Source organism: Pedobacter sp. PACM 27299, from assembly GCF_001412655.1.
GTDB lineage: Bacteria > Bacteroidota > Bacteroidia > Sphingobacteriales > Sphingobacteriaceae > Pedobacter.
Genome location: NZ_CP012996.1, coordinates 3,530,828 through 3,543,779 on the forward strand (window position 1 = coordinate 3,530,828; position 12,952 = coordinate 3,543,779).

At 42.5% G+C, this 12,952-nt stretch carries 6 protein-coding genes; 4 read left to right on the top strand and 2 right to left on the bottom strand.

The features are described from left to right. Nucleotides 1-3 precede the first annotated feature (3 nt). From AQ505_RS14865 to AQ505_RS14880, 4 genes are all read left to right on the top strand, one after another. Entirely contained in the window at nt 4-3,162 is a 3,159-nt protein-coding gene (locus AQ505_RS14865) for an efflux RND transporter permease subunit (protein ID WP_062548905.1), read from the top strand. Between the two features lie 10 nt (nt 3,163-3,172). Then, on the top strand, nt 3,173-4,567 hold the full coding sequence (locus AQ505_RS14870; protein ID WP_062548906.1) for an efflux transporter outer membrane subunit: 1,395 nt from the start codon (nt 3,173-3,175) through the stop codon (nt 4,565-4,567). 646 nt (nt 4,568-5,213) lie between these two features. After that, nucleotides 5,214-8,321 (top strand): SusC/RagA family TonB-linked outer membrane protein, encoded by a 3,108-nt coding sequence (locus tag AQ505_RS14875; RefSeq protein ID WP_197286187.1) that lies wholly within the window; start codon nt 5,214-5,216, stop codon nt 8,319-8,321. Between the two features lie 15 nt (nt 8,322-8,336). Continuing rightward, a complete protein-coding gene (locus AQ505_RS14880) occupies nt 8,337-9,839 on the top strand; it encodes a RagB/SusD family nutrient uptake outer membrane protein (RefSeq protein ID WP_062548907.1) in 1,503 nt (500 codons plus the stop codon). A gap of 126 nt (nt 9,840-9,965) precedes the next feature. Here AQ505_RS14880 and AQ505_RS14885 read toward each other — a convergent pair whose 3' ends face one another. Both AQ505_RS14885 and AQ505_RS14890 read right to left on the bottom strand, forming a co-directional pair. Beyond that, nucleotides 9,966-11,303 carry a TldD/PmbA family protein gene (locus AQ505_RS14885; protein ID WP_062548908.1) on the bottom strand — a complete coding sequence of 446 codons (1,338 nt, stop codon included), beginning with the start codon at nt 11,301-11,303 and terminating at the stop codon, nt 9,966-9,968. Nucleotides 11,304-11,308: 5 nt separating this feature from the next. Continuing rightward, complete coding sequence (locus tag AQ505_RS14890; RefSeq protein WP_062548909.1) at nt 11,309-12,949, bottom strand: TldD/PmbA family protein; 1,641 nt, start codon at nt 12,947-12,949, stop codon at nt 11,309-11,311. Nucleotides 12,950-12,952: the final 3 nt, after the last annotated feature.

The following is a 12,952-nucleotide window of genomic DNA, read 5'->3' on the forward strand; positions in this document are numbered from 1 at the left end:
GAGATGTTAAGAAAATTTATAGAAAACCCGGTATTGTCTACGGTCATATCGATTATTATTGTCATACTCGGTCTTTTAGGCCTATTCTCCCTCCCAATATCACAATATCCAGAAATTGCCCCGCCTACAGTTGCCGTGTCTGCAGCTTACCAGGGTGCCAATGCAGATGTGGTCATGAAAAGTGTGATTGTACCCCTGGAGGAACAAATCAATGGTGTAGAAAACATGACCTACATGACTTCTAAGGCAAGTAACAACGGAAGTGCAACCATTACCATTTATTTTAAACAAGGAACAGACCCGGATCAGGCCGCGGTAAACGTGCAAAACAGGGTCACTAAAGCCACAAGCCTTTTGCCCAATGAGGTGATTAAAGCAGGAATTACGACCAGTAAAAAACTGAGCAGCACTGCCTTTAGCTTTCTACTATTCAGTAAAGATGGGGCCTATGACCAAAAATTCCTAGACAATTACCTGAGAATTAACATCATGCCACAGATGAAACGTGTGGAAGGTGTAGGTGAAGCAGATATCTATGGAAATCAGGAGTACTCGATGAGGATCTGGCTAAAACCGGATGCCATGGCCAGTTACCACCTGGTTCCTGATGATGTGATCGCTGCCCTAAAAGAACAAAATATTGAAGCAGCACCTGGTAAAATCGGAGAAAACAGCAAGCAATCAATTCAGTATGCTTTAAAATATACCGGCAGATTAGAAGAGGTATCGGAATTTGAAAACATCGTTCTCCGCAGTGCTGGACAAGGTGGCCTGGTACGCTTAAAGGACATCGCCAGCGTAGAATTTGGCGCATTAGACTATACCACCAGTTTAGTGACTCAGGGAAAAGTTTCTTCCGGTGGTGATGTCAGCCAGTCATCTGGTTCTAATGCCAGAGAATTGATCATTGCCTGTGAAAATATTTTGAAAGAAGCTTCCAAAGATTTCCCACCGGGAGTAGAATACCAAACCTTTCTAAATGCCAATGAATTTCTGGACGCTTCTATTGAAAAGGTAATCTATACCATTATAGAAGCATTTATTCTGGTATTCATAGTGGTATTTATTTTCCTCCAGGATTTCAGGTCTACCTTAATCCCAGCAATTGCCGTACCCGTAGCCATCATTGGTACGTTCTTCTTTTTAAAGCTCTTTGGCTTTACTATTAATTTACTGACACTTTTTGCCCTGGTACTGGCCATAGGAATTGTAGTAGATGATGCCATTGTAGTGGTCGAAGCCGTCCATGCAAAACTTGATCAGGGCGCAAAATCCGCTAAAAAAGCAACCATTCATGCGATGTCTGAGATTAGCGGTGCAATTGTTTCCATTACCTTAATCATGTCGGCAGTGTTTGTTCCGGTTACTTTTATCACCGGATCTGCAGGGGTATTTTATAAACAATTTGGATTAACCTTAGCGGTGGCCATCGTGATTTCTGCCGTAAATGCCCTGACTTTAAGTCCGGCTCTTTGTGCACTACTCTTAAAGCCTCATCAGTCCGACAAAGAACAGCCAAAACAAGGGTTTATGCCTAGATTCTATGCTGGGTTCAATGCTTCATTTGAATCCCTGACCGGTAAATATTTACGTGCAGTAAGGTTCCTGTTACGGAGAAAATGGCTTTCCATTATGGGTATCGCGGTTTTTGGATTGATATTTTATATGCTTTTGAAAACTACACCTACCGGTTTCGTTCCTAATGAAGATGGTGGTGCTCTTTATGGAGACGTCATTCTGCCGCCGGCCGCAACATTGGAACGAACAGAAGAAATCACCAATTTGGTGGACAGTATTGTCAGGAGTATTCCTGAAGTTGAACTTTCCTCCAGACTTGCAGGAATGGACCTAATCAATGGTTTTGGCGGTTCTTATGGTGCATTATTTATCCGTTTAAAACCATGGAGCGAACGTAAGGGGCCAAATCAGGATGTGGGCAGCGTAGTCAATCAGCTGTTTGCGAAAACCGCACATATAAAGGGCGCTAAGATTATCTTTTTTGCCGCACCAACCTTGCAGGGCTTCGGAAATAACAACGGCTTTGAAGTACAGTTACAAGACAAAACTGGTGGAAATTACGAAGCTTTTGGCAAGTCTATCGGGAAATTCATGGCCGGTATCAATCAGCGCCCGGAAATTATGTATGCCACCAGCCCATTCAATAATGGCTTCCCAGAATTGGAAGTAAATGTAAATGTAGCCCGATGTAAAGATGCAGGAGTATCCGTAAACACGGTTTTAAATACGCTTCAAGGATATTTTGGTGGAGTTTATGCCTCTGATTTCAATAAGTTTGGAAAACAATATCGTGTGATGATGCAAAGTCACCCGGATTTCAGAGAGAAAGAAGCAGACCTCAATAAGGTGTTCGTTAAAACTGAAAACGGACTGATGGCCCCAATTTCAGAGTTTGTAACCTTAAAGAAAACATATGGCCCGGAATTCATTAACCGTTTCAACCTCTTTACCTCGACTATGGTGACGGGTGTGCCAAACAAAGGATACAGTTCCGGTGATGCGATTAAGGCAATTGAGGAAGTAGCTGCACAGACATTGAGTCGTGGATATACTTACGAATTTTCAGGATTAACCAGGGAAGAACTTTCCAGTGGGAGTCAAACGATAATGATCTTTGCCCTCTGCCTGCTGTTTATTTATTTCCTGTTAAGTGCACAGTATAAGAGCTACATTCTGCCTTTCTCAGTGTTATTATCGTTACCGATAGGTTTAGCAGGTGCTTTTATTTTCGCCAACCTGTTTGGAATTGACAACAATATTTTCCTTCAAATCAGTCTGATTATGTTAATTGGCCTACTCGCCAAAAATGCAATCCTAATCGTAGAATTTGCTTTAATGCACAGACTAAGCGGCAGAAGTATTGTGCAATCCGCACTTTTAGGCGCAAAAGCAAGACTTAGGCCTATTCTCATGACTTCATTTGCTTTCATTTTTGGATTGATTCCATTGATGATGGCAACAGGTGCCGGTGCACTCAGCAATAAGTCAATTGGAACTGCCGCTGTTGGTGGTATGTTGATCGGAACCTTATTCGGCGTATTTGTCATCCCGGTGCTTTTTGTGATTTTCCAATCCCTTCAAGAAAAAATATCAGGTGCGCCTATCCCAAATCATCCCCCACGACCTATTCCAGAAATCAATTAATCGAACATTCATGAAAACATTCACTTATAAAATCCCCGTGCTGCTCTTATTGGCAGCACTCGGAACTACCTCCTGTAAAGTCACCAAAACATATCAGCAGCCCATTACAAATGTACCTCCAGCTTACCGCAGTTCGGAAACTACAGACAGCCTCAACATGGCCAGTATGAACTGGTCCAGTATTTTTACAGATCCGATATTAAAAGAATTGATTACGGAAGGATTGGCAGCAAACCTGGATTTAAAAATTGCAGTTGAACGCATCAATCAGTCGAAAGCCTTATTTAGAAAAAGCAAAGCCGCCTATCTTCCAGATCTAAAAGGAAACGCTGGACTCAAACAAAGTAAATTATCTTATCCCCAGGGATTTGGTATTTTCAGCAGCAATACGCAGTACGATTTTGGCATCAGCAGCAATTGGGAGCTGGACATCTGGGGTAAATTAGAAAGCGCAAAACGCAGCGCAATGGCCGACTTATTGGCCAGTGATGCTGCTAAAAGAGCGGTTCAGACGCAGCTTATTGCTGATATTGCCCATCATTATTACGATCTGATCATCCTGGATGAGCAATTATTAGTAACCCGAAAAACAGCCCTCAACAGAAGTCAGGATGCAGCAACAATTAAAATACTGTTTGAAAACTCCATCCTGAATGGAGTAGCTGTCGTTCAAAGTGAAGCAAATTTTTATGAAGCTGAACTCTCTATTCCAGATCTGGAACAACAGATTAGAGAAAAGGAAAATGCACTGGCAGTATTGCTGGCAAGAAAGCCCGGACCGATTCAAAGAAATGCGCTGGCACAGCAGCAGCTGGTTTATGATTTAAAACCAGGAATTCCGGCGCAATTACTCGCGCATCGTCCCGACGTACAGCAAGCAGAATACTCCTTTAGGGCATCATTTGAAAACAGCAATTTGGCCCGAACTCAATTCTACCCAGGACTGAACATCACGGCTATGGGAGGGTTCTCCAGCTTTAGCCTCAAAGATTGGTTTAGCAGCGGCAGTTTATTTGGCAACATTGCTGGAGGTCTTATACAGCCTATTTTGAATAAAGGACAAAATAAAGCGGGTCTGGCCATTGCCTTATCTAAGCAACAGCAAGCGCTGCATATATTCGAACTTTCTTTATTAAAAGCAAGCCAGGAGGTTTCAGACGCACTTTCTGCCTATCAGGCAGCAGCACAAAAAGAAGAAAAACGCGGCAAGCAGCTAAAAGCCTTAACACTGGCGGTTGAATTCAATAAGGAACTATTGAACAACAGCAAAAACACCAACTATACCGATGTACTCGCTGCCGAGCAAAATTTGCTGACTGCGGAGCTGAAAGGAATTAATGATCAGAGTCAGAAATTACATGCAGTTGTAGATCTGTATCGCGTATTAGGCGGTGGCTGGAATTAAACCATAAGCCAGGGTCCAAAAATTTGAAATAGCGGACCAACAGATTTACCCAGGAAAGACCCCAAAAATTCAGCTGAATTTTTGGGGTCTTTTTTCATAGATTTTAATCGGTTTAATCCTAACAAAAAATAGGAAGATGAGCATTATTTAGGTCAGGAAAGGCCGATACATTTACCCCTAAGAACCATACAACGATACAAACTAAGGATTAAGCAAAATTTTAAAGCGCAAAAACCCACCTAAAATCACTTCAAATGCTCATTTTCAATTTTTATGACAAACATTTGATATAATCCATTTAAAGTCTAGGGATTTAGTAGTGTTTTTAATTATATTTGCAGTCGAAACTTTTATATGTTCAAGTAAAGACACGGTTATGTATCAAATTCTACTTCAATTTTTTCATCAGGCTGAATCCTTAGCCTATTTCATCTTACCCGTTCCTGCAACGCGCCGAATGTGTTGCTGCCCGGCCTAATTCTGTAGAAATTTTTCTTGGTTGACAAATGCACCGATTCCCGGTGAAGGAAAACTATTGCCCAAAATTTCTGCCCAAATCATCCTTTTATTGTGGCATTGCCGCCCGTCCTGTTCATCCAGGAAAACAGCAATGTTAAACCCGATTATCAAAGAAAAAATTATTCAAATGAAAACAAGATTATCTATTTTATTTCTTTTGTTCTTCATTCAATTCGCAAACGCTCAGGAACTTTATAAAGTCACGGGTAAAGTAATTGAAAAAGGAACACAACTTCCCCTACCCGGTGTCAGTATTCTGATTAAAGGTTCAAAAGTCGGTACGACAACCGACAATGCTGGAAATTTTAGCATCCAATTGCCAAAAGAGCAGGAAACCCTGATCTTTTCTTTTCTGGGTTTTACCACTCAGGAATTAACTGCAAAAGCAGGAGATAACTTAAAAATAGGCCTCGCAGATGCTTCTAGCGATCTGGATGAAGTAGTTGTAGTCGCTTATGGAACATCAAAAAAGAGAGACATTACCGGAGCGGTTTCCCGCATCAATGGCGAACAACTTCAAAACAGACAAGTTTCTAACATCACTAAAGCACTTCAAGGTTTAGCACCAGGTGTCCAGGCAGTTTCTTCCAGCGGACAACCAGGAACAGCAGCAACCATCCGTATTCGCGGTATTGGTTCAATCAATGCTTCCAGTGCCCCACTATATGTAGTAGACGGAAATCCTTTTTCAGGAGACCTAAATTCCATCAACCCAAGTGATGTAGAATCTATAAGTGTATTGAAAGATGCAGCTTCCAGTGCTTTATATGGGTCCAGAGGTGCAAATGGCGTGATCATCATTACCACAAAATCTGGTAAAAGAAACAACGAAACACAAATCTCTGCAACTTTCAGCCAAGGTATTTCTGACCGTTCGGTGAAAGATTACAAACAGGTCACTACCGACCAATATTTTGAAAACTATTGGCTGGCCGTAAAAAACAAGCAACTGAGCTCTAACCCTACTTTCTCTGATTTACAAGCAGGACAAGCAGCCAGCAGACAAATCATTGGTGATTTAGGTATCAATCCTTATGGTAGTAACTATCCAAATCCTGTTGGACCAGATGGAAAAATTGTTCCTGGAGCAACCGCTTTATGGAATGACGACTGGGGAAAAGCAACAGAACAAACAGCCAGAAGAACCCAAGCCGACCTGAGCTTCAGTGGTGGTGGCGAAAAAAGCCAATACTTCATCTCTGGCGGTTACCTCAATGATAGAGGAATTGCCATAGGTTCAGGATTCGAGCGCTACAATGCCAGAGTCAACCTGACCACACAAGCAAAAAAATGGTTAACCGCAGGAATGAATATCTCTGCGTCAAATAGTGTTCAGGACTATCCAACTTCCGAAGACAGCAACACGGCCAATGTGATCCAATATTCAAGAGCGATCCCAAGCTTCTACCCGATCTATCAGCACAATCCTGATGGCTCTTTTCTACTAGATGGTGCTGGAAATAAAATCTATGATTTTGGTGCGTACCGTCCAAGCTCAGCCATTCCAAGAAGTAACCTTCCTGCAACAGTAGGATTGGATAAATCAGAAATCATGAAAGACAATGTTTCTGCAAGAACCTTCTTAGAAGCAACAATCTTACCAGAACTAAAATTCAAAACCACGTATAGCGGTGATTTCCAAAATTACAACTCCCATTACTATACCAATCCTTTGTTAGGTGGTGGAAAAGAAACCGGAGGCAGTGTTTCTAAATCAAACAACAGAACTTATTCCTGGACCTGGAACAACATTGCTACCTTCGACAAATCATTTGGTGATCACCACTTGAATGTTTTAGGTGGACAGGAGTTCTACAAATACAATTACCGTGTGATTTCTGGTTCGCGTCAGCGCTTTGCCTTACCCGATTTTTATGAGCCAGATGCAGCTGCACAGCTGACTGGTTTTAGTGGAAACTCTGTTGACTATGCTTTACTGAGTTTCCTTGGCAGAGCAGAATATGACTACAAAAAAAGATACCTTTTCTCCGCTTCATTAAGGTCTGACGGAAGCTCAAGATTCTCAGAAAAGCGCCGTTGGGGTACCTTCTGGTCTCTAGGTGGATCATGGAAACTGTCAGAAGAAGAATTTCTGAAAGATACGCCATGGTTGAGTACCTTAACTTTCAGAACCAGTTATGGTGCACAGGGTAACGACAATATCGGAAGTTATTATGCTTATAAAGGACTATACCGTTTCATGAATAACCTTGGAGAAAATGGATTGGTAAGCTCCAGATTAGCTACACCTAACCTGAAATGGGAGTCTAATCTAAACCTGAATGTTGGCGTAGATTTCGGTTTCCTGAATGACCGCGTCAGCGGTACGGTAGAATATTTCGACAGAAGATCAAAAGACCTGCTGTTTAGCCGACCAATAGCTCCATCGCTAGGATATTCTTCTATAGATCAAAACGTTGGCGCAATGAAAAATCAAGGTATCGAAGTACAGATCAATGCAGTGCCTGTACGTACTACCGATTTTAGATGGACGATCAGTGTGAATGCTACCCATTACAAAAATACCATTACTGAATTGCCACAGCAAGATCCAGCAAATCCTCAGCCGATCAAGACTTCAACCAAAATCATGCAGGTTGGCGGTACGATTTCAGACTTCTTCCTTAAGGAGTGGGCAGGTGTAAACTCAGCAAACGGGGATCCACTTTGGTATAGAACACTAGATGATGGCACCAGGACTACCACAAACGAATATGCCAAGGCTACACAATATGTTCAGGGAACTTCACTTCCTGTTTTAACTGGAGGTTTTTCCAATACTTTTAACTACAAAGAATTTGAACTCTCTGCATTATTCAACTATAGCATTGGTGGTAAAATCCTGGACAATGATTATGTAGGTTTAATGCATACAGGCAGCTCTATTGGTCGCCCATGGTCTACAGAAATCCTGGACCACTGGACACCAGAAAACCCAAATGCAAATGTTCCTAAACTGACTACAGATAACAAAGGATGGACACAAGCTTCTACCCGCTTCCTATACAGCGGTACTTATGCACGATTGAAAAACCTGACTGTAGGTTATAGTCTGCCGAAAGGCCTGGCGAACAGATGGGGATTGGCCAATCTGAAACTGACCCTAACCGGAGAAAACCTGCTGACGTTTTACGGTCATAAAGGAATGGATCCTGAGCAAACCATTGAAGGAACGACCTATTTCCGTTACCCATCAATGCGCACACTATCTGCCGGTTTAAACCTTACATTCTAATTTAACAAGACGACAATGAAAATCAAAAACATCACATATATAGCGGTTACGGCTCTTTTACTTCCATTCCTCGGTTGCAAAAAAGAGCTGAACACCAGCCCTACGACATCCGTAGATGAATCACTGGTTTTTGCAAAAGCAGATAATATCGATATGGTCCTTAACGGAGCATGGGCCTATATGCACGAAACCTTTTTCACTTACGCCAATCCTGGATATTCTACTATTTTAAGAAATAGTGATGCCATGGGAAATGATGTAGCCATTATACAAAACAAATATGGTTACGCAGATTCTTATAATTATACGATCGCCAATAATCAAAGCCGTTTAAACGGAATCTGGACGCTTTTATACAAAGTGATCGACAATACCAACAACATCATCACTAGGATCGATGCTTCGGAAGGTACAGCTGATCAAAAAGCAAGAATTAAAGGTCAGGCATTGGCATTAAGAGCTAACAGCTATTTAAATCTGGTTACTTTTTACCAATTCAATTATCAATTGAACCCACAGGCACCAGCAGTTCCCCTATACACCACGCCAACTACACCAGATTCCAAACCGAATCCAAAGGCTACTTTAGAAGAAGTTTACAAGGTGATTATTGCAGATTTAACACAAGCTGAAGAGTTATTGGTAAAATATACCCGTCCAAGTACGACTAAATACAAGATCAATACAGACGTTGTTCATGGCCTTCTGGCTAGAACCTATTTGAATATGGGTAAATGGGACCTGGCCACAGCACAAGCTTTAGCTGCAAAAAAGAACTATACTTACATGGCTCCTGATGATTATGCAAATGGTTTCAATGATCTGAAAAACAGCGAATGGATCTGGGGACAAGGACAGCAGGCAGATCAAAGTAATGCCAGTTATTCCTTCCACTACTTGGATGTAAGCAGCACTTCTTCTTATTATTATAGCTTCATGGCGGATCCAAACTTCAAAAACCTGTTTGATGCCAATGACATCAGATCAAAACTTTTCTTATGGGATGGTTTACCAAGTAGAGAGGGTTATTTAAGATACCAGAAGTTTAAATTCCGTTCGGACGTCACTGCAGACATAGTGATGATGCGTTCTGCTGAAATGACCTTGATTGCAGCAGAAGGTTATGCAAGGTCAGGCAACTTACCAAAAGCGGTAGAAACGCTGAATGAACTTTTAGCTGCCAGACAGGCGAATACTTACGTGTTAGGTACAAAAACTAAAGAAGACCTAATTGCCGACATTCTGATTGAAAGAAGAAAAGAACTTTGGGGCGAAGGTTTTGCCATAGCAGATATTTTAAGAACACAGAGCACAGTGGTTAGAAAACCGGCATTAGGACCAGATGGACAGCCATTAAAAGTGACAGTGATTACTCCTACTGGTCCAAAAGAGGTATTTGCAAAACAACATACTACATTAAGGTTCCCAGATGATAAACCATTCACAGCTAACAGCCCTTATTACCTGATTCCTTTACCGCAAACAGAATTTGATAGCAATCCTAATGTAAGGCCATAAGCCTGCATTAACACAGCTACCTATGAAAAAAGGGCTGTTCCAATTAAATGGAACAGCCCTTTTTTTTTAAATCAATTCTGCTCAGGGCTGACTAAAACAAATCATAGCAGTTGCCTAAACCTCGAATTAAACTGCGTCTGATAGCGAAGTAAAAGTAAAATCTCTGATCTTCAATGGTGGCAGCAGGTAGTTCGAATTCGATTCCGCACTCACTGTCCTTTCTGATTTTCCCATTTCTTCCAGGTTATTCAGCATAATAATCGGACTCTCATTGAACCTGAAATTCTTGATTGGAAACTTGATCTCTCCATTTTCAATGTAAAACGTACCATCCCTGGTTAGCCCGGTCAGCAATAACGTTTGAGGATCAACCGGACGGATGTACCACAACCGGGTCACTAAAATCCCTTTCTCCGTTCCTTTAATCAGCTCCTCCAAAGACTGATCACCTCCAACCATAATCACCCCATTCGGTGAAGGAATCGGCTTAATGCCTGTCTTTTGGGCCCAATACCGGGACGCGTAAAAGTTTTTGACCACTCCTTTTTCTATCCAGTTTACTTTTTGCTGAGGTCTGCCATCCCCAGACCAGGTAGCGCCTGGCAGTTCTGTATTCCATGGATCAGAATAGACATTCACACGTTCATCCAGCAATTTCTCTCCCAATTTCGTTTTCCCACCAGGTTTGCTCATGGAACTCCTGCCCTCATCCGCCTGACGTGCATCAAGGTCGAAAAACAGATTCTCCAGCATAACTGCCACTGCCGTAGGCTCTAGAATCACCGTATATTTGCCCGGCTCTATCGCTTTTGCAGTCACAGAGGCCATGGCTTTTTTCGCCGCTACGGCCGTATCAGTCTTCGTATCCAATTTGCTAAAATCATGGTAGCCTCTGGTGGCATAACCCGATCCTTTTCCATCTTCCGTACGAATGGTGATGTTAAAAGCCACATCTGTTGCCTTATTGTACGCAAAAAGCCCTTTACTGTTCATCATTGCCGAATAGCCTGATTCATTGGAAAGGAAGCCTGCGGCATTCAGTTTATTTTCTTTAGCCTGATTCAAACTCGCAGCCACCGCATCCGCTCTTTCTTTTGGCCCAACAGCAGCTGTTGAAGCCAAGAAAGTAGGTGATTCCGGTCCATATTCCTGCGGTCCTAAAAAGGTCATAAATTCTGGATTTTCAGGGGCTAGTTTTGCTAGTTCTTCTGCTCTGCGCACCACTTTTTCCAGGGAAGCATCATCAAACTCATTGATAGTAGCCACCCCTAGTTTCTTTCCAAAAGCGGAACTCACCACCAAGCTTTGCGAGCTGGAACCTCCACTGGTAGAAACTGAACTTCTTGCATAGCGGATATTTCCTGAATCAGATCCACTCAGATTTACTTCACATTCATCTGCTTTTGAGTAACCCAGCACTTTCGTTAAAAGCGCTTTGGCTTGTTCTTTAGTTAGTATTGCCATGATTTCTATCCGATTTTTCTAGCTGTATTGATTACATTCACTCCATTAAAACGCGCGGTTGCAGAGCCATGAGATACGGCACTGGTTTGCATAGGCTGTCCCTTGCCATCAAAGAAAGATCCCCCGAGGCGGTAATCACTCTGATCGCAGATTGCCGAACAGGAATTCCAAAACTCCTGGGTATTGGCCTGATAAGCCACATCCTTCAGCATCCCAACAATCTTACCCGCTTTAATTTCATAAAACAATTGTCCGCCGAACTGGAAATTATAACGCTGCTGATCAATAGAGAAAGATCCTTCTCCAACAATATAAATCCCTTTTTCTACATTCTTAATCTGGTCTGCAATAGATAAGGGCTTTTTACCCGGCTGCAGGGAAATATTTGCCATGCGTTGAAACTGCACACTGCTCCAGTTGTCTGCATAACAGCAGCCCTGGGAATGATCTAGTCCTACAATATGTGCCTGATCTCTGATCGCCTGATAATTGACCAGTACGCCGTCTTTGATCACATCCCATTTCCCGCATTTCACACCTTCATCATCATAACCCACTGCTCCTAAGGAACCAGGTTCAGTTTTATCCGCCGTAATATTGACCTCTTTACTGCCATATTTGAAGTTTTTACTTTGCCACTTATCTAAAGTCAGGAAGCTGGTTCCTGCAAAATTTGCCTCATAGCCCAGCACGCGATCCAGTTCTGTCGGGTGCCCGCAAGACTCATGGATCGTCAGCCAAAGGTGAGAAGGATCCAATACCAGGTCATATTTTCCTGGCTCCACCGACTTCGCTTTCAGTTTTTCGCCGACTTGCGTTGCCGCTTGTTTCGCATCTTCCAGCATATCATATCGACCTTTATACAAGGTTCCAGAGGCAGTTTTTATTTTATCTTCTGGCCTGGCGTTCAAATACTCATACCCTTTACCTGTAGGGGCACTTAAGGCATTTCTAGTTTCAAATTTCCCGGTTTCTTTGTTGATTTTGGTGATAAAGAAAGTTGGCCAGATGCGGTGAACATCCTGATCGATATAAGAACCATCGGAGGAAGCAAAATATTTCTGCTCATTCACCATGAACAGAATGGAATTGATATAATCGGCACCACCTTTCATGGCAGCATCATTCACTGACAGGAGTAAGTCTACCTTTTCCTTGATCGGCACTTCAAAAGCACTTTTCTCTATTGGAGTTTTCCAGGTCACTTCACCATACCCTTTTTGGGGGGCAAGCTGTACCGGCTCTATTTGTAATCTAGCATTCTCTTTCGCGATTGCCACTGCCAGTTCCGCTGCTTTTGCGATACTGTCTTTGTCCATCTGGTCTGTTGCCGCGAAACCCCAGCAGCCGTTGGCAATCACACGAATTCCGACGCCATAAGACTCGGTATTCACTATATTCTGGACTTTGTCCTCTCTGGTCACGACAAACTGGTTCAGGTACCGGCCTACACGAACATCTGTATAGGTAGCTCCTTTTGATCGTGCCGCATTGAGTGCCACATCAGAAAGCAGCTTTTTAGCTGCAGGATCGATGTACTCGAGCGATTGTTCCAGGGGAATCTCGTTGCCCCATACGGGGATAGCTGGAAGCATGGCCGCGGCCGCTCCAACTCCTGTTAAGTAAATAAAATTTCTTCGTTTCAAAGT

Excerpts from the sequence above, each read along its gene's own strand:
- AQ505_RS14880 (WP_062548907.1), top strand. The coding sequence starts at position 8,337 with ATGAAAATCAAAAACATCACATATATAGCGGTTACGGCTCTTTTACTT.
- AQ505_RS14875 (WP_197286187.1), top strand. The coding sequence starts at position 5,214 with ATGAAAACAAGATTATCTATTTTATTTCTTTTGTTCTTCATTCAATTC.
- AQ505_RS14865 (WP_062548905.1), top strand. The coding sequence starts at position 4 with ATGTTAAGAAAATTTATAGAAAACCCGGTATTGTCTACGGTCATATCG.
- AQ505_RS14870 (WP_062548906.1), top strand. The coding sequence starts at position 3,173 with ATGAAAACATTCACTTATAAAATCCCCGTGCTGCTCTTATTGGCAGCA.
- AQ505_RS14885 (WP_062548908.1), bottom strand. The coding sequence starts at position 11,303 with ATGGCAATACTAACTAAAGAACAAGCCAAAGCGCTTTTAACGAAAGTG.